Raw genomic sequence first — 17,907 nt, 5'->3', positions numbered from 1 at the left:
AATGGCAGAACATTTACTTGCGATTAATCACAAACTGAAAAGCCCGGACGAAGCACTTTCTTTGTTCGGCAGCCAAGATGCTTTTTTACATTTAATGGAGAAGGATCTGGGCATTAGCCTCATCACACGCGGTGAAACCATTTACGTTTCCGGGAATGATGAAACATTTGAGATCGCTGACAGATTATTGGGCTCGCTCCTTACTTTAATTCGCAAGGGGATCGAGATTTCGGAACGTGATGTGCTGTATGCCGTGAAAATGGCAAAAAAAGATGAACTGGACTATTTTGAAAGCATGTATGAAGAGGAAATAACGAAAACGGCAAAAGGCAAACCGATCCGTGTCAAAACCATCGGCCAAAGAGAATATGTGGCGGCGATGAAGAAAAACGACATGGTGTTCGGCATCGGGCCGGCGGGAACCGGCAAAACTTATTTGGCGGTCGTAAAAGCGGTGCACGCTTTAAAAAACGGCCACATTAAAAAAATCATTTTAACAAGACCCGCTGTGGAAGCCGGCGAGAGCCTCGGTTTTCTGCCCGGAGATTTAAAGGAAAAAGTAGATCCTTATCTGCGCCCGCTGTATGACGCGCTCCATGATGTGCTCGGAAGCGACCATACGGAGCGTCTTATGGAAAGAGGGGTTATCGAAATCGCCCCGCTTGCCTATATGAGAGGGCGGACGCTTGACGACGCGTATGTGATTCTTGATGAAGCCCAGAATACCACTCCCGCTCAAATGAAAATGTTTTTGACGAGATTGGGTTTTGGCTCTAAAATGATCATTACGGGCGACGTAAGCCAAATTGACCTGCCGAAAGGCGTCACATCGGGACTTGCAGTAGCGAAGGACATGCTGAAGGACGTAAACGGCATCTCCGTGATTGAACTTGACCAGACAGATGTGGTCAGGCATCCGCTTGTTGCAAAAATTATTGAAGCTTATGATAAGCAAAAGTAATGCAAAAATGACCCGATCTCCCGTTATCGGGTCATTTTTATATGATGTGTTCCTGATGTTTCAGGGAGGAGGTTCTTGTTTTGAAAAAGAAGGGAAAGGGCAAAAGCGCCCGGGAACGGTTCCGCAGTTTCAGACATGCCCGCTCAGCCCATGTGCTGCTGTACCTGCTGCTTTCAGCGATCATGTTTGGTTTGCTCTTTATTCATGTAAAACCTGAATCACTTAATTTGGATTTGTTTGCAGTCAGTGATAAAACGATTTACGCGCCCGCCACAGTGGAAGATCAGCAGGCGACGGAATCGAAAAAACAGGCGGCCGAAGATGCGGTGGAAGATCAATACACTCTGAAAAAAGGCTATACCGACAATCGGCTTGACCTGATCACTTCCATTTTTGACAGCATCGGCGAAGTGAAAAAAGATGCGGAAAAAGACAAAAAGTCACCTTCGGAAAAATCACTGGTAAAATCGGTGAAAAACAAGCTGACACAGGATGTCAATGAATCCGTCTCGGAAGATGCCATTAAATCGCTTCTCCATGCAAACAATGAAGATTTCTCATTTGTGAGGGATTCCGTCATTACCGCGGTGAATACGGTGATGAGCAGTGAAATTCCTTCTGAAAAGCTTGCCGAAGCGAAGGATAAGGTCGCAAAAGAGCTGAAAAACGCTTCTGTGCCGTCAAAATATTTAGCGGCTGCGACTGAAATCGGAAAATACGCGGTCATCCCGAATTATGTTTTTGATCCGAAAGCGACCGATGAAAAACGCCAGGAAGCGTCAGACAGCGTCCAGCCGGTACAGATCAAACAGGGACAGGTTCTCGTGGAAGAGAATGACCTGATTGACCGGGAAGTATACAGGAAGCTTGAACTGACGGGTCTTTTGAATAATTCCAACCTGTTAAAACCGATCAGCGGTCTCCTTCTGATGATCGGCCTGTTTATTGCCACGCTTGTCTACTATTTTGAGAAACAGCAGCAGGAGCTTAAGCTGAAAAATAAATCTCTTTTGCTGTTTTCTATCATTACAACGCTTATTCTCGTCATTATGGAAGTCGTCAGTCTCTTTCAGAAGATTGAATACACCAATATCGGCTATCTTGTGCCGATCGCCGCCGGTGCGATTTTAATCAGGCTGCTGCTCAATGAAAGGCTCGCCATTTTAGGAAGCATCATTCTGGCGATCTGCGGCAGTATGATGTTTAATCAGGGTGTGACGGGAACATTTAATTACGTCATCGGCATTTACTATTTAATCAGCAGCATTTCAGGCATTCTGTTTTTGGGAAAACATAATGCGAGGTCAAAAATATTGCAGACGGGACTGTTCGTCTCATTTATTAATATGATTATCGTGCTGTCGCTTTTATTAATACAAAATACGGCGCTGTCACCGGTTGAAATCGGAACGCTGATGCTGATGGGGGTCGTCTCGGGACTTGCTTCATCCGTTTTGATTATCGGTCTGATGCCGTTTTTTGAGACGGGATTCGGCATTCTTTCAACAATGAGGCTGATTGAACTGTCTAATCCGAATCATCCCCTGCTTCGAAAGATTTTAACGGAAACACCCGGTACATATCATCACAGCGTCATGGTGGCAAATCTGTCGGAAGCGGCTTGTGAAGCCGTAGGGGCAAACGGTCTTTTAGCACGGGTCGGAGCGTATTATCACGATCTCGGCAAAACGAAACGTCCGCAATATTTTATTGAAAATCAGATGAATATGGATAATCCGCATGACAAGCTGTCTCCGCAGCTCAGCAAAAATATCATTATCGCACATACGACAGACGGTGCGAATATGCTCAGAAGCTATAAGTTTCCGAAAGAGCTTGTGGATATCGCGGAGCAGCATCACGGAACGTCCCTTTTAAAATTCTTTTATTATAAAGCGAAAGAAAAGGGCGACCAGATTACAGAGAAAGAGTTCCGCTACCCGGGGCCGAAGCCGCAATCGAAAGAAGCGGCTATTATCTCAGTGGCCGACAGCGTTGAAGCCGCCGTCCGTTCCATGCATAATCCCAATCCCGAGCGGATCGAAAAACTGGTGCGGGGAATTATATCCGATAAGCTTCAGGACGGACAATTCTCAGAATGTGATCTCACGTTCCGAGAACTGGATACGATCGCAAAAACACTATGTGCGACTTTAAAAGGAATTTTCCACTCCCGGATTGAATATCCGGAGGCTACGAAGAAGGTGAAATAAATGAGTTTACTCATAGATATTGTTGATGAAACGAATAGCGTCTCAGCTGATGCGCTCCAAGAAGTGGAGAAGCTGCTCCAATTCGCGGCGGAAAAAGAAGGCGTTCAGGACCAGGCTGAAGTATCGGTCACGATTGTGACAAATGAGGAAATCAGAGAAATCAACAGAGACTACCGGGGAAAAGACACTCCGACTGACGTCATTTCGTTTGCGCTTGAAGAAGAAGGCGAAGACGAGGTTGAAATCGTAGGCGCCGACATGCCGCCTGTTTTAGGAGATATTATCATCAGCGCAGACAGAACGAAAGAGCAGGCGGAAGAGTACGGCCATTCGTTTATGAGAGAGCTCGGTTTTCTGGCCGTGCACGGCTTTTTGCATTTGCTTGGCTATGATCACATGACAAAAGAAGAAGAGGAAGAAATGTTTTCAAAGCAAAAGGATTTGCTGGATGAGTATGGACTCACGAGATCATAAAAACGAGTGGAGCAGGTTCCTGAAGAGCTTTGTCCATGCATGGAGGGGAATCTGGAAAACGGCGCGGTCAGAGCGGAATTTTCAATTTCATATTACCGCGGCCTGCGCCGTTATCGTTTGCGGTTTTCTCACCGGGCTGAGCACAGCCGAATGGGCCGTTGTTTTGATGCTGATCGGAGGAATGCTTGCTTTGGAGCTGTTAAATACCGCGATAGAGCATGTTGTGGATTTAGTTACCGATCAGTATCACCCGCTCGCAAAAGCGGCAAAGGACGCGGCCGCCGGAGCCGTTTGCGTCTTTGCCGTGATATCGTGTATCATTGGTTTACTCATCTTCTTGCCGAAGATATGTTAGCAGAAGATTCTTACAATTATTTTACATTGCCAAAAATGGGCGTGAAAAACCAATCATAATTATGTAAAATAAAAGTGACAGCGGTATCATACAGGATAAAGGTAAGAGAGGAATTAAGTACACATGAACAGACAAGAATTGATTGCAGAAGCATTAAAAGCGCGGGACACAGCGTATGTGCCGTATTCAAATTTCAGAGTGGGAGCCGCTCTTCTTACCAAAGACGGAAAAGTGTACAGAGGCTGCAACATCGAAAATGCGGCATACAGCATGTGCAACTGTGCTGAACGCACGGCGATATTCAAAGCTGTTTCCGAGGGGGATACGGAATTTGCGATGCTCGCCGTGGCTGCGGATACTCCGGGACCGGTTTCGCCGTGCGGAGCCTGCAGACAAGTAATTTCCGAGCTGTGCTCAAAGGATATGCTTGTTATTCTGACCAACTTACAAGGACAAATAAAAGAAATGACTGCGGAAGAATTATTACCGGGCGCATTTTCATCGGAGGATTTACATGACGAACGAAAGCTTTAAATCAGGATTTGTATCTATCATCGGAAGGCCGAATGTAGGAAAGTCTACCTTTTTAAACAGGGTCATCGGTCAAAAGATCGCCATCATGAGCGACAAACCCCAGACGACAAGAAATAAAGTCCAAGGGGTGCTGACAACCGGCACGTCGCAGACCATTTTTATTGATACACCGGGCATTCACAAACCAAAGCACAAGCTTGGCGACTTTATGATGAAAGTGGCGCAGAATACGCTGAAAGAAGTTGACTTGGTGTTATTTATGATTAACGCCGAAGAAGGGTACGGAAAAGGCGACGAGTTTATCATTGAAAAGCTCGGACAGACGTCTACACCGGTCTTTCTGATCGTTAACAAAATTGATAAGATCCACCCTGACCAGCTGCTTCTTTTAATTGATGAGTATCGTACGCGCTATCCGTTTAAGGAAATCGTGCCGATCTCAGCTTTGGAAGGGAACAACGTCGAAACCCTTCTCGCGCAGATTGAAGCGTATTTACCGGAAGGGCCTCAGTTCTATCCGAGCGATCAGGTGACTGACCATCCCGAGCGGTTCATTATTTCTGAACTGATCAGGGAAAAGGTGCTCCATCTGACAAGGGAAGAAGTGCCGCACAGCATCGCTGTCGCCATCGAGTCCATTAAAGGGCAGGAAAACGGCTCCGTCCATGTCGCCGCCACCATTGTGGTCGAGCGGGATTCTCAAAAAGGCATCGTCATCGGCAAAAAAGGAGCGCTTCTGAAAGAAGTCGGCAAAAGAGCGCGGGCTGATATTGAAGCTCTTTTGGGCTCACGCGTTTACCTGGAATTATGGGTGAAGGTGCAGAAGGACTGGCGGAATAAAATGTCTCAGCTGCGTGATTTCGGCTTCAAAGAGGATGAATATTAATTCATCTAAGGCGCATGCCTGAGGTGTGAGATTACCTCACAGAAGCAGGGATTCGTTAGCAAAATTTGTTTAACATGAAAAGGAGGACATCAGGTCAAGATAAGGGTAAGAATTTGGATAGCAAGCTAGTTTAATGATGAAAGGTGGGTTTTTTGTGTTGAATTTTACCTGGAACGTATTTTCTCAAACAGGAAGTGTTGATACGTACCTTCTTTTTAAAGAACTGGAAAAAGAGAACCTGGAAAGACCCGAAGAACCGGAAGATGAGCTAGCCCGAATTGATTTTCCAATTTTGTAAACCTCTTGGCCCCTCCCGTTGTTGGAAGGTGCGGAAATGCTGACTAAAAGTGAAGGAATCGTGCTCCGTACGAATGACTACGGGGAGACGAATAAAATCGTGACATTGCTGACGAGGGAACACGGCAAAATCGGCGTCATGGCAAGGGGCGCCAGGAAGTCAGCCAGCCGGCTGTCAGCAGTCAGCCAGCCGTTTTTGTACGGGTCATTTTTAATGCAAAGAACATCCGGACTCGGCACGCTCCAGCAGGGTGAAATGATTCTCAGCATGAGAACGATCAGAGAAGATTTATTTTTGACGGCGTATGCCGCTTTTATCGCTGAACTCACTGACAAAGGAACGGAAGAGAAGAAACCGAACCCCTATTTATTCGAATTGATTCTCGAATCCTTTAAGAGGCTGAATGACGGGACTGACCCGGACGTGATCACCTTCATCGTGCAGATGAAAATGCTCGGCGTCATGGGGCTGTATCCGGAGCTGAATCATTGTGTCCACTGCAAAAGCGGGGAAGGGACGTTTCATTTTTCGATAAGAGATAACGGGTTTATCTGCCACCGCTGCTTTGAAAAGGATCCGTACAGAGTTCCGATGTCGCCGCAAACGGCAAGGCTGCTAAGGCTTTTTTATTACTTTGATATCGGAAGGCTCGGCAGCGTCTCGTTAAAACAGGAAACCAAAAACGAAATTAAACGGGTCATTGATCTGTATTACGAGGAATATTCAGGACTTTATTTAAAGTCAAAACGGTTTTTAGATCAGATGGAAAGCATGAAGAACCTTTTGGATGAAAACAAAAGTTGACATTCTGCCCATCTTTTTATATGATCATTTATTATAAAATATGTTGCAGTGACAGAAAGAAGTACTTGCGTCCAACTCATACAAGCGACCTTAGGGCAGTGTAAGCTAAGGATGAGCGCGCAACGAAAGGCATTCTCGAGCAACCCTTTAAAAAGAGGCTGAGTGATTCACATCCTCAGCAACTAGGGTGGAACCGCGGGAGAACTCTCGTCCCTATGTTTGCGGCCGGCAAGCATAGAGACGGGAGTTTTTTGGTTGCCGCCGCACTTGTAAAAGAATGGAGAAAGTGGAGGTGCTTGAAATGAACATTCAAGATATGATTTTAACCTTGCAGAAGCACTGGTCGAATGAAGGCTGTGTGCTCATGCAGTCGTATGATGTGGAGAAAGGCGCAGGCACAATGAGCCCGTATACATTTTTACGAAGCATCGGGCCGGAACCGTGGAGAGTGGCTTACGTTGAGCCGTCCAGACGGCCTGCTGACGGACGGTACGGTGAAAACCCGAACAGGCTCTATCAGCATCACCAATTCCAAGTCATTATCAAGCCGTCGCCTGATAACATTCAAGAGCTTTACCTTGATTCATTGCGTGCGCTCGGCATTGACCCGCTTGAACATGATATCCGTTTCGTAGAAGACAACTGGGAAAACCCGTCTTTAGGCTGTGCAGGTCTCGGCTGGGAAGTATGGCTTGACGGGATGGAAATTACTCAGTTTACATACTTCCAGCAGGTGGGCGGAATTGAATGTAAACCGGTATCCGTTGAGATCACATATGGTATTGAACGTCTCGCGTCATATATTCAGGATAAAGAAAACGTCTTTGATCTTGAATGGACGTCAGGATTTACTGTGAAAGATTTATTTATGATGGCTGAATATGAGCATTCCGTTTATACTTTTGAAACATCTGACGTGGATATGCTTTTCCGTTTGTTCAGCACCTATGAAAAAGAAGCGATCAGACAAATGGATAACGGGCTCGTGCATCCGGCCTATGATTATGTGCTGAAATGCTCTCACACATTTAATCTGCTCGATGCAAAAGGCGCGATCTCGGTGACGGAGCGGACGGGTTATATCGGCCGTGTCCGCAACTTAGCGAGAAAAGTGGCAAAAACGTATTATGAAGAACGGGAAAAATTAGGGTTCCCAATGCTTAAAGAGGAGGGCTCTTCCCATGAGTAAACAAGACTTGCTTTTAGAGATCGGACTCGAGGAAATGCCGGCGCGGTTTTTACATGACAGCATGGTGCAGCTCGGTGAAAAGCTGACCGGCTGGCTGGCTGAAAAAAATATCGCCCACGGCGAAGTGAAACTTTTTAATACGCCGAGACGTCTGGCAGTATATATAAAAGACGTAGCAGAAAAACAGGCTGATATTCAGGAAGAAGCAAAAGGCCCTGCGAAAAAAATCGCTCTGGATGCTGACGGAAACTGGACAAAAGCCGCTATCGGATTTTCAAAAGGCCAAGGCGCCGGAGTGGATGACCTGTATATAAAAGATGTAAACGGCACGGAATATGTCTTCGTTCAAAAATTCCAGGCGGGACAAGAGACGAAGACACTTTTACCGCAGCTGGAAAATTTGATTGCCGGAATGCATTTTCCGAAAAACATGCGCTGGGGCACGCAGGATCTGCGCTATATCCGTCCGATCAAATGGATTATCGCTCTCTTTGGAAAAGACGTCATTCCGTTTAAAATCACAAATGTCGAGACGGGCCGGAACACACAGGGACACCGCTTTCTCGGCCAAGAAGTATCTGTTGATGCACCGTCATCATACGAAAAGCTGCTGAAAGAACAAAGCGTCATTGCTGACCCGAAAGAACGCAAACAAATGATCCAAAGCCAGCTGGACGCGCTTGCAGCCGAGAAGAAATGGAACATTCCGATCGATGAGGACCTGCTGAACGAAGTCAACCATCTGGTGGAATACCCGACGGCGCTTTACGGATCTTTTGAATCCGAGTTTCTTTCTATCCCTGAAGAAGTGCTTGTAACAACAATGAAAGAGCATCAGCGCTACTTCCCGGTAAAAGATGAAAACGGGAATCTGCTGCCTCATTTTATTACGGTAAGAAACGGGAACAGCCATGCAATTGAAAATGTTGCCCGCGGAAACGAGAAAGTGCTGAGAGCAAGGCTTTCAGATGCTGCGTTCTTCTACAAAGAAGACCAAAAGCTGAACATTGATGAAAACGTGAAGAAACTGGAAAATATCGTTTTCCATGAAGAGCTCGGCTCCCTTGGAGATAAAGTAAGGAGAGTGGCCGCCATTGCGGGCAAACTTGCCGTCCGCCTGAAAGCGGATGAACAGACGCAAAACCTTGTGAAGCGCGCCGCAGAGATTTCTAAATTTGACCTGGTTACACATATGATCTATGAGTTCCCTGAGCTTCAAGGCGTGATGGGAGAAAAATATGCGCGCATGCTCGGTGAAGATGAAGCCGTCGCTGCCGCTGTCAATGAGCACTATATGCCGAGAGCGGCCGGGGGAGAAGTGCCTTCAACCTTTACCGGCGCGGTTGTGGCGTTAGCTGATAAACTGGACACGATTGCTTCCTTCTTCAGCATTGACGTGATTCCGACAGGTTCTCAGGACCCGTACGGATTGCGCCGTCAGGCAAGCGGCATCGTTTCCATTCTGATCGACCGCAACTGGGGCATTTCTTTTAAAGAGCTGCTGTCATTGACAGAAACGGAAAAAGAAAATGAGCTCCTCGATTTCTTTACACAGCGTCTGAAATACGTCTTAAACGCTGAAGACATCCGTCATGACGTTATCGAAGCCGTTCTGGACAGCACAGAGCTTGAGCCGTATGCAGCCGTTCATAAAGCAAGAGTGCTTGAGAAGCACCTCGGCACACCCGGCTTTAAAGAAACGGCTGAATCACTCGGCCGGGTCATCTCCATCAGCAAAAAAGGCGAGAGCCGCGATATCAATCCGGATCTGTTTGAAAATGAACAGGAGAAAAAGCTGTTTGACGCTTATCAAAAAACAAAAGACAGTGTCGCGGAAAGCTTTGCCTCCAAAAACTATGAACAGGCGCTTGCCGTGCTCAGCGGATTAAAGGAGCCGATTGAAGACTACTTTAATCACACGATGGTAAATGCGGACGATGAAGCATTAAAAACCAACCGTTTAGCGCAAATGACCGCTCTTGCAGATGTGATCAAGTCTTTTGCTAATATGAATCATCTTATTGTAAAATAAAGAAAAAGACGGTTGCTGTGTGATCGGCAATCGTCTTTTCCCCTTTTACATAAACATCACAGAATGAAAACATAGATAAAGAAACCCTTCCATAAAGGTGGTGAGTACGATCGAATTAAATAAACGGCAAGAACAAATTTTACAGATTGTAAAGGAAAACGGCCCGATTACCGGAGAGCATATCGCAGAACAGCTCAATTTAACGAGGGCCACGCTGCGGCCGGACTTGGCCATACTCACCATGTCAGGCTTCTTAGAGGCCCGTCCGCGGGTCGGTTATTTTTATACGGGGAAAACGGGAAATCAGCTGCTTGCGGATAAACTGAAAAAGCTGCAAGTGAAAGATTTTCAATCGATCCCTGTTGTCATCAATGAGAATGTCTCGGTATACGATGCCATCTGCACCATGTTTTTAGAAGATGTCGGCACGTTATTTGTCGTAGATCGTGATGCTGTCTTAGTCGGTGTGCTGTCACGCAAAGATTTGCTGCGGGCGAGCATCGGCCAGCAGGAACTTGCCTCAATACCGGTTCATATTATCATGACAAGAATGCCGAATATCGCCGTCTGCCGGCGTGACGATTATGTGATGGACATCGCCAAGTATTTAATTGAAAAACAGATCGATGCCCTGCCCGTTATTAAAGATACGGATAAAGGCTTTGAGGTCATCGGCCGGTTTACCAAAACGAATATGACTAAGATACTTGTCAGTTTATCAGAAAATGAAATCATATAAGCTTGAAAACTAACGGGGGGATAACATGGACAATCGCATCATTTATGTAGTATCAGACTCAGTCGGAGAAACCGCCGAACTCGTTGTAAAAGCCTCGCTCAGCCAGTTTAACGGCTCAGCCGATGATACGCATATCAGAAGAATACCTTATGTGGAAGATATCGGCACCATTAATGAAGTCGTGTCTCTCGCCAAAGCGGACGGCGGCATTATTTGTTTTACGCTCGTTGTTCCTGAAATGCGCAAATACCTGGTTGAACAAGCGGAAAAAGCGAATGTGCTGTATTACGATATTATCGGTCCGCTCATCGATAAAATGGAATCGGCTTACGGTCTGACCGCCAAATATGAACCGGGCCGCGTCCGCCAGCTTGATGAAGATTATTTCAAAAAGGTCGAGGCGATCGAGTTTGCCGTCAAATATGACGATGGCAGGGATCCAAGAGGCATTTTAAAAGCCGATATCATCCTGCTCGGAGTATCCAGAACGTCTAAAACCCCATTATCACAATATCTTGCCCATAAGCGTCTGAAAGTGGCCAATGTGCCGATCGTTCCTGAGGTCGATCCGCCGGAAGAACTGTTCAGCGTTGATCCGAAAAAATGCATCGGCTTAAAAATCAGCCCTGATAAACTGAACCATATACGAAAAGAACGGTTAAAATCTCTCGGCTTAAATGACAAAGCCATTTACGCCAATATCAACAGAATTAAAGAAGAGCTGGAGTATTTTGAGAAAATCGTGGACCGGATCGGCTGCCAAGTCGTTGACGTTTCGAATAAAGCGGTCGAGGAAACAGCGAACATCATTCATCACCTCAAAACAAAGGGCCGATAACTCAGGACGCTTTATCCTGGGTTTTTGGGTATGCAAATAGGGAATAAACAAAAAGGATGGCATCTTCGCGAAGTTTGTATTATAATAAAAAATTGTGATAAAATGTTTATTTTTAGGTTTAAGCTTCGTGTGATACGAATAAACTATTATGGGTAAGATGTCAAGAATAACTCCCGGAAATTTTTCGACAAAGCTCAAAATAGATCCGCAGTCATGGAGCATATGCGATTTCGCTTGTTTTTATGCAGGAGATTGATGGAGGGATGGAGAATTAGTCTTCTAAATGAAAAAGAAAAGACGATTTTTGTCGATGCAGACGCATGCCCCGTAAAAGAGGAAATAATGCTCATTGCATCGCAAGTCAGCGTTCGGGTTATTTTCGTCGCATCATTTGAACACTACCAGCTTTCCAGAAGCAAAGACGAGAACTGGGTATACGTTGATCCTCATAAAGAAGCGGCAGACTTATATATCGCAAACCATGTGAGATCGGGAGACGTCGTAGTCACGCAGGATATCGGTTTAGCCTCTCTTTTGCTGAACAGAAATATTGCCGTCTTATCGGAAAGGGGCCGTTCTTATACTGAAGACACGATTGACTTCGCTCTGATGAGCCGTCATATGTCAGGCAAAATGAGAAGAAGCGGCATTCATTCCAAAGGACCTAAAAAATTAAATAAAGAAGATCGGAATCGATTTGTTACCCTGCTTAAAAAAATCCTGTCGAATGATGAAGGGATTTCAAATCAAAACATCGAATAATGTACGACGGAGTGTTATAAGATGGGAAACCGCATACCAGATGAAGTAGTTAATCAGGTGCAGCAGTCAGCAGACATTGTTGAAGTCATAGGTGATTATGTCCAATTGAAAAAGCAAGGCCGCAACTACTTTGGGCTCTGTCCGTTTCACGGGGAAAACACGCCCTCGTTTTCCGTCTCCAGCGATAAGCAGATCTTTCATTGCTTCGGATGCGGTGCGGGCGGGAACGTTTTCTCTTTCTTACGGCAGATGGAAGGTTATTCATTTACGGAAGCTGTTTCTCACCTTGCGGATAAATATCAGATTGATTTCCCTGATGATATAACGATTCACTCTGCATCCAGGCCGGAATCTTCCGGAGAGCAGAAGATGGCGGAAGCCCACGAGCTTCTGAAGAAATTTTACCATCATTTGCTAATAAATACAAAGGAAGGCCAGGAAGCGTTAGATTACCTTTTATCAAGGGGTTTTACGAAAGAGCTCATAGATGAGTTTGAAATCGGCTACGCGCTGGATTCCTGGGATTTCATGACGAAATTCTTGAAAAAGCGCGGTTTTGAGGAAGAACTGATGGAAAAAGCGGGTCTGCTGATCAGAAGGGAAGACGGCAGCGGGTATTTTGACCGTTTCAGAAACAGAATTATGTTTCCCATTCATGATCACCACGGAGCCGTGGCGGCTTTTTCAGGAAGGGCGCTCGGAAGCCAGCAGCCGAAATATATGAACAGCCCGGAAACGCCGCTGTTTCATAAATCTAAGCTGCTGTATAACTTTCATAAGGCGCGCCTGCCGATCAGGAAAGAGGAGAGAGCCGTTCTGTTTGAAGGCTTCGCTGACGTCATATCCGCCGTCAGCTCAGGCGTAAAAGAAAGTATCGCCACAATGGGGACGTCGCTCACCGAAGAACATGTGAAAATCCTCAGGAGAAATGTTCAGGAGGTCATTCTCTGCTACGATTCGGATAAAGCCGGGTACGAAGCTACGCTGAAAGCGGCCGGCCTGCTCCAGAAAGCCGATTGTAAGGTAAGAGTAAGCATGCTGCCTGACGGGCTTGATCCTGATGATTATATCAGAACCCGGGGCGGAGAAAAATTCCGGACCGATATCATTGATGCAAGCGTTACGGTCATGGCTTTTAAAATGCAGTATTTCCGCAAAGGGAAAAACTTATCTGACGAAGGAGACCGGCTCGCTTACATGAAAGAAGTGCTGAAAGAAATCAGCGCTCTTTCCGGGTCGCTTGAGCAGGAAATGTATGTGAAGCAGCTCGCCTCAGAATTTTCTCTTTCGGTAGAATCTTTGACGGAACAGCTTTCCATCTACGCCAGACAAAACGCCCCCGGCGACAAAAACGCCGAACCGCAGACAAGACGGGCCCGGGTGACGACAAAAGCGAAACGGCGCCGTCTCCGTCCCGCCTATGAGAACGCGGAAAGACTTCTGCTCGCTCATATGCTGAGAGACCGAAACGTCATAAAGAAAGTGATAGAGCGTGTCGGCTTTGAATTTAACATTGACGGACATCGTGCGCTGGCAGCATACCTGTACGCTGTTTATGAAGAGGGTGCTGACATGACGCCGCAGCATCTTATGGCGAGAATGCAGGATGAGGAAATCAGCCAGCTGCTTTCAGATATAGGGATGCTCCAAGTAAACGAGGAGCTCTCAGAGGCCGAGTTATCCGATTACGTAAAAAAAGTGTTGGATCACCGAAAATGGTCAATGATAAAGGAAAAAGAAGCAGAAAGAGCGGATGCGGAGAGGCAGAAAGACTTCGTGAAAGCTGCGTCTCTGGCTCAAGAAATTGTTGCATTGAACCGATCATTAAAGTAACACCAAAAAGAGGCTTGCGTTCTGATTGGCAATGATTCCTTGCGGAGGAGCAAATAGATCGCTTAACCTCATCATGAATTGTCATTTATTATCCGCAGCCCTGCATGCTGAAAAAGAGAGAAGGCTTCCGGGTCGGATAAGAAACATACCGCTTTTAGAATTCGTTGCAAGCTTTGGAAGGAGGGATCCATAATGGCTGATAAACAAACCCACGAAACAGAAACAGAACTTACATTAGACCAGGTAAAAGAGCAGCTTACTGAAACTGGAAAAAAACGTGGCGTTTTAACATATGAAGAAATTGCTGAACGCATGTCCAGCTTTGAAATTGAATCAGACCAAATGGATGAGTATTATGAATTTTTAGGAGAACAAGGTGTTGAATTAATTAGTGAAAATGAAGAAACGGAAGATCCTAATATTCAACAGCTTGCCAAAGCCGAAGAAGAATTTGACCTTAATGACCTCAGCGTACCGCCTGGCGTAAAGATCAATGATCCAGTCCGCATGTACCTTAAGGAAATCGGACGGGTAAATCTTCTTTCTGCTAAAGAAGAAATCACCTACGCTCAAAAAATTGAAGAGGGTGACGAGGAATCTAAACGCAGACTGGCTGAAGCAAACCTTCGTTTAGTTGTCAGCATTGCTAAACGGTATGTCGGCCGCGGCATGCTTTTCTTAGACTTGATCCAAGAAGGAAACATGGGTCTCATGAAAGCCGTCGAGAAGTTTGACTACCGTAAAGGATATAAATTCAGTACGTATGCGACTTGGTGGATCAGACAGGCGATTACACGCGCCATCGCTGACCAGGCGAGAACAATCCGTATCCCGGTTCACATGGTGGAAACCATCAACAAATTAATCCGGGTGCAGCGTCAGCTTCTTCAGGATCTTGGCAGAGAGCCGACACCGGAAGAGATTGCTGAAGACATGGATCTTACGCCTGAAAAAGTCCGTGAAATATTAAAAATTGCTCAAGAGCCTGTTTCTTTAGAAACGCCGATCGGTGAAGAAGACGACTCACATCTCGGTGACTTCATCGAAGATCAGGAAGCGACATCTCCGTCGGATCATGCGGCATATGAGCTTTTAAAAGAACAGCTGGAAGATGTGCTGGATACGTTGACAGATCGTGAAGAAAACGTGCTGCGTCTCCGTTTCGGTCTGGATGACGGACGCACAAGAACTTTGGAAGAAGTAGGCAAAGTGTTTGGAGTAACGAGAGAGCGTATTCGCCAAATTGAAGCAAAAGCGCTTCGCAAATTGAGACATCCGAGCAGAAGCAAACGTCTGAAGGATTTTCTCGAATAGAATGGAACGGGTCTTTTTGATCCGTTCTTTTTTATGTATAAGATATATGGATAATATACCTTTATTTTACTGGATAAGCATATGTTTTGCAAATGAGTTTGGAAAAAATGCGGCATGTCCTGAAAGGGGGAAAATGAGATAAGTTTATTTATATTCTTTATTGTAAGCGTATACAATTCATTATACAATAGAATAAAGATAATTTTGTGATAAACAAAACAGTTATTTTTGCTTTTTGTATAAATTGTGAAATCAATGAAATTGCTGAGTAAGACCATTTACTTTTTGTAAAAATAAGTTAGAATTAGAAGTGTTTACATAGGGGGAGAATGAAAAAGGGGGATGGAGATATGAAGTGGAATCCGCTGATTCCTTTTTTGCTCATTGCAGTGCTGGGAATAGGGCTGACTTTCTTTTTAGCTGTAAAAGGCAATGGAGATGCGCATCAGATCGCAAGCGGCGGTGAAAGCAAAAATGCCGAGAAGGAAACTGCAAACGCTTCACCTGAAGAGATTTATAAAGCGAACTGCATCACCTGTCACGGGGAAAACTATGAAGGTGTGTCAGGGCCGAACTTAAAAGGCGTCGGCAAAAGAAAAGATGTCGCTGAGATTAAAACAAAAATTGAAAAAGGCGGCAACGGGATGCCCGCGGGCCTTGTGCCGGCCGAAAAGCTGGATGACATGGCAAAATGGGTTTCTGACATTAAATAAAGCTTTACCGGTCCCTATATAAAAGACATATGAAAAACTCTATCCGCCGCTTGGATTCCGGGCGGTTTTTTTATATGATAGTAAAGGAAAAAGAACCTGAGAAAAGTTGTGATATTGTGAATGAAATGAAGTTATCTAAAAGATTGCAGTCTGTGGCGGAATATATCCCTCCGGGTGCCCTGGTTGCTGATATCGGGTCGGACCACGCGTATCTTCCTTGCTATGCCGTTTTGAATCATTTGGCAAGCCGGGCAATCGCTGGTGAAATTACAGACGGACCGTTTCTATCCGCCAAACAGCAGGTGGAAAAACTGGACTTAAGCACTCTTATCTCCGTAAGGAAAGGTGACGGGCTGAGCGTCCTTGAAAAAGGAGAAGCCGGCGCCATTACAATCGCTGGCATGGGCGGAGCGCTGATCGCTCATATTTTGGAGTCCGGAAAAACGAAATTGACGGGGCGTGAACGGCTGATTCTGCAGCCGAATATTCATGCCGTTCATATAAGAGAGTGGCTGTATCAGGAAGGCTATGAACTGATTGATGAAGTGATTCTCGAAGAAGACGGAAAGTGTTATGAAATCCTCGTTGCGGAAACTGGCGACCGTGATGCGCCGTATCGGGACGTGCCGATGGCTGCCGGAATGCTCGCGGGTCCGTTTTTATTAAAAGAGAGGAATGAAGTGTTTCTTCGGAAATGGAGCCAGGAACTTAAGCATACTGAACAAATTTATGAACAGATCAGCCGCAGCGCAAAGCATGAAAATCATGAAAAATTAGCTGAATTGAAAGAGCGGATCTCTCTGCTGAAGGAGGTAATCGGACATGCCTAAACATGTGAACGGACAGGAAATCATCCAGCTGTTTGAACAATTTTCACCGAAGGCTTTTGCGGTGGAAGGAGATAAAATCGGCCTGCAGATCGGTACATTGAATAAGCCGGTGAAAAATGTCATGGTGACACTGGATGTTCTGGAACAAACGGTAGATGAAGCCATTGAGAAAAAAGTTGACTTAATTATCGCCCACCATCCGCCGATTTTTCGGCCGCTTAAACAGATCACCACTGATCAGCCTGGCGGAAGACTGATTGAGAAATGTATAAAGCATGATATTGCCGTATATGCGGCTCATACGAATCTTGATGTAGCGGACGGCGGTGTGAATGATCTGCTTGCCGAAGCTCTCGGCCTGACAGACACAGAAGTGCTCGTCCCGACATATTCGGATCCGCTGAAAAAGCTTGCCGTATATGTTCCGAAAGACTATGAAGAAGCTGTAAGAACTGCACTTGGCAACGCCGGAGCGGGACATATCGGCAATTACAGCCATTGCGCGTTCTCCTCTGAGGGAATCGGCAGCTTTAAGCCGCTGGACGGGGCAGAACCGTTTATCGGACAGACGGGAGAACTGGAGCTCGTCCATGAAGTGAGACTTGAGACCGTTTTTCCGGCAAGTATGGAGAAAACCGTCGTAAAAGCGCTGAAAAAAAGCCATCCGTATGAAGAGGTGGCATATGATATTTATCCAGTGGAGCAGTCTCCGCTTGAAAAAGGGCTCGGCCGCATCGGAAAACTTCAGCAAGACATGACGCTTGAAGAGTTTGCTCTGTTTGTGAAAGAAAAGTTTGACGTTAACGGAGTCCGGATGGTCGGAGAGCGAAACAGCAAGGTGAAAAAAGTCGCGGTTCTTGGCGGTGACGGAAATAAATATATTTATCAGGCAAAGCGGAAGGGTGCAGATGTTTACGTGACGGGCGATCTTTATTTCCATGTAGCGCATGATGCGATGATGATGGGGTTAAACGTCGTGGACCCGGGGCATTATGCTGAAAAAATCATGAGAAAAGGCACGGCTGAGAAGCTTACGGCAATGGCCGGGGAGAAAAACTATGATGTGCGCATTTTCGCTTCCGAAACAGATACAAACCCATTTACTTTCTTATAAAAAAACTGAGGCCCCCGG

18 protein-coding genes are annotated in these 17,907 nt (G+C 45.8%); all 18 read left to right on the top strand.

The window, feature by feature from the left end; all coding sequences use genetic code 11:
- Position 1 precedes the first annotated feature (1 nt).
- On the top strand, positions 2–961 hold the full coding sequence (locus tag NYE28_RS13470) for a PhoH family protein (RefSeq protein ID WP_007408283.1): 960 nt from the start codon (positions 2–4) through the stop codon (positions 959–961).
- A gap of 80 nt (positions 962–1,041) precedes the next feature.
- A complete protein-coding gene (locus NYE28_RS13465; protein ID WP_094031843.1) occupies positions 1,042–3,174 on the top strand; it encodes an HD family phosphohydrolase in 2,133 nt (710 codons plus the stop codon).
- A complete protein-coding gene (gene ybeY, locus NYE28_RS13460) occupies positions 3,175–3,648 on the top strand; it encodes an rRNA maturation RNase YbeY (protein ID WP_012118016.1) in 474 nt (157 codons plus the stop codon).
- Positions 3,629–4,003: a diacylglycerol kinase family protein gene (locus NYE28_RS13455; protein ID WP_015240233.1), complete on the top strand. Its 375-nt coding sequence runs from the start codon at positions 3,629–3,631 to the stop codon at positions 4,001–4,003. The genes ybeY and NYE28_RS13455 overlap by 20 nt, the downstream gene beginning before the upstream one ends.
- Before the next feature lie 123 nt (positions 4,004–4,126).
- Complete coding sequence (locus NYE28_RS13450) at positions 4,127–4,537, top strand: cytidine deaminase (protein WP_003152976.1); 411 nt, start codon at positions 4,127–4,129, stop codon at positions 4,535–4,537.
- The gene (gene era / locus NYE28_RS13445; RefSeq protein ID WP_007408285.1) at positions 4,518–5,423 is read left to right on the top strand and encodes a GTPase Era; all 906 of its coding nucleotides are present in this window, start codon (positions 4,518–4,520) and stop codon (positions 5,421–5,423) included. Before NYE28_RS13450 ends, era begins: the two co-directional genes overlap by 20 nt.
- Before the next feature lie 154 nt (positions 5,424–5,577).
- Complete coding sequence (locus tag NYE28_RS13440) at positions 5,578–5,721, top strand: YqzL family protein (RefSeq protein WP_007408286.1); 144 nt, start codon at positions 5,578–5,580, stop codon at positions 5,719–5,721.
- A gap of 36 nt (positions 5,722–5,757) precedes the next feature.
- Positions 5,758–6,525: a DNA repair protein RecO gene (recO, locus tag NYE28_RS13435; protein ID WP_015240232.1), complete on the top strand. Its 768-nt coding sequence runs from the start codon at positions 5,758–5,760 to the stop codon at positions 6,523–6,525.
- Between the two features lie 301 nt (positions 6,526–6,826).
- Positions 6,827–7,714: a glycine--tRNA ligase subunit alpha gene (gene glyQ / locus NYE28_RS13430; RefSeq protein ID WP_094031841.1), complete on the top strand. Its 888-nt coding sequence runs from the start codon at positions 6,827–6,829 to the stop codon at positions 7,712–7,714.
- Positions 7,707–9,746, top strand: coding sequence for a glycine--tRNA ligase subunit beta (glyS, locus tag NYE28_RS13425; protein ID WP_059368104.1), 2,040 nt, complete (start codon positions 7,707–7,709; stop codon positions 9,744–9,746). The genes glyQ and glyS overlap by 8 nt, the downstream gene beginning before the upstream one ends.
- Positions 9,747–9,846: 100 nt before the next feature.
- Complete coding sequence (gene ccpN, locus NYE28_RS13420; protein ID WP_003152989.1) at positions 9,847–10,485, top strand: transcriptional regulator CcpN; 639 nt, start codon at positions 9,847–9,849, stop codon at positions 10,483–10,485.
- 25 nt (positions 10,486–10,510) lie between these two features.
- On the top strand, positions 10,511–11,323 hold the full coding sequence (locus NYE28_RS13415; RefSeq protein WP_003152991.1) for a pyruvate, water dikinase regulatory protein: 813 nt from the start codon (positions 10,511–10,513) through the stop codon (positions 11,321–11,323).
- A gap of 255 nt (positions 11,324–11,578) precedes the next feature.
- A complete protein-coding gene (locus NYE28_RS13410) occupies positions 11,579–12,085 on the top strand; it encodes a YaiI/YqxD family protein (RefSeq protein ID WP_012118011.1) in 507 nt (168 codons plus the stop codon).
- A 21-nt stretch (positions 12,086–12,106) separates the two neighbouring features.
- Entirely contained in the window at positions 12,107–13,918 is a 1,812-nt protein-coding gene (dnaG, locus tag NYE28_RS13405; RefSeq protein ID WP_007408290.1) for a DNA primase, read from the top strand.
- Positions 13,919–14,110: 192 nt separating this feature from the next.
- Entirely contained in the window at positions 14,111–15,232 is a 1,122-nt protein-coding gene (gene rpoD / locus NYE28_RS13400; protein WP_003152998.1) for an RNA polymerase sigma factor RpoD, read from the top strand.
- A gap of 350 nt (positions 15,233–15,582) precedes the next feature.
- Positions 15,583–15,945: a cytochrome c550 gene (cccA, locus tag NYE28_RS13395; RefSeq protein WP_003152999.1), complete on the top strand. Its 363-nt coding sequence runs from the start codon at positions 15,583–15,585 to the stop codon at positions 15,943–15,945.
- Between the two features lie 125 nt (positions 15,946–16,070).
- Entirely contained in the window at positions 16,071–16,775 is a 705-nt protein-coding gene (locus NYE28_RS13390; RefSeq protein WP_012118009.1) for a tRNA (adenine(22)-N(1))-methyltransferase TrmK, read from the top strand.
- Complete coding sequence (locus NYE28_RS13385; protein ID WP_015240228.1) at positions 16,768–17,889, top strand: Nif3-like dinuclear metal center hexameric protein; 1,122 nt, start codon at positions 16,768–16,770, stop codon at positions 17,887–17,889. Before NYE28_RS13390 ends, NYE28_RS13385 begins: the two co-directional genes overlap by 8 nt.
- Positions 17,890–17,907: the final 18 nt, after the last annotated feature.

Origin of the sequence: Bacillus sp. FSL R5-0443 (assembly GCF_038608285.1) — a bacterium.
Classification (GTDB): Bacteria; Bacillota; Bacilli; order Bacillales; family Bacillaceae; genus Bacillus; species Bacillus velezensis.
The sequence above is the reverse complement of the archived record's forward strand: the minus strand, read 5'-3'. Positions and strand labels throughout refer to the sequence as shown.

Excerpts from the sequence above, each read along its gene's own strand:
- NYE28_RS13470 (WP_007408283.1), top strand. The coding sequence starts at position 2 with ATGGCAGAACATTTACTTGCGATTAATCACAAACTGAAAAGCCCGGAC.
- ybeY (WP_012118016.1), top strand. The coding sequence starts at position 3,175 with ATGAGTTTACTCATAGATATTGTTGATGAAACGAATAGCGTCTCAGCT.
- NYE28_RS13455 (WP_015240233.1), top strand. The coding sequence starts at position 3,629 with ATGGACTCACGAGATCATAAAAACGAGTGGAGCAGGTTCCTGAAGAGC.
- NYE28_RS13450 (WP_003152976.1), top strand. The coding sequence starts at position 4,127 with ATGAACAGACAAGAATTGATTGCAGAAGCATTAAAAGCGCGGGACACA.
- era (WP_007408285.1), top strand. The coding sequence starts at position 4,518 with ATGACGAACGAAAGCTTTAAATCAGGATTTGTATCTATCATCGGAAGG.
- recO (WP_015240232.1), top strand. The coding sequence starts at position 5,758 with ATGCTGACTAAAAGTGAAGGAATCGTGCTCCGTACGAATGACTACGGG.
- glyQ (WP_094031841.1), top strand. The coding sequence starts at position 6,827 with ATGAACATTCAAGATATGATTTTAACCTTGCAGAAGCACTGGTCGAAT.
- glyS (WP_059368104.1), top strand. The coding sequence starts at position 7,707 with ATGAGTAAACAAGACTTGCTTTTAGAGATCGGACTCGAGGAAATGCCG.
- NYE28_RS13415 (WP_003152991.1), top strand. The coding sequence starts at position 10,511 with ATGGACAATCGCATCATTTATGTAGTATCAGACTCAGTCGGAGAAACC.
- NYE28_RS13410 (WP_012118011.1), top strand. The coding sequence starts at position 11,579 with ATGGAGGGATGGAGAATTAGTCTTCTAAATGAAAAAGAAAAGACGATT.
- dnaG (WP_007408290.1), top strand. The coding sequence starts at position 12,107 with ATGGGAAACCGCATACCAGATGAAGTAGTTAATCAGGTGCAGCAGTCA.
- rpoD (WP_003152998.1), top strand. The coding sequence starts at position 14,111 with ATGGCTGATAAACAAACCCACGAAACAGAAACAGAACTTACATTAGAC.
- cccA (WP_003152999.1), top strand. The coding sequence starts at position 15,583 with ATGAAGTGGAATCCGCTGATTCCTTTTTTGCTCATTGCAGTGCTGGGA.
- NYE28_RS13390 (WP_012118009.1), top strand. The coding sequence starts at position 16,071 with ATGAAGTTATCTAAAAGATTGCAGTCTGTGGCGGAATATATCCCTCCG.
- NYE28_RS13385 (WP_015240228.1), top strand. The coding sequence starts at position 16,768 with ATGCCTAAACATGTGAACGGACAGGAAATCATCCAGCTGTTTGAACAA.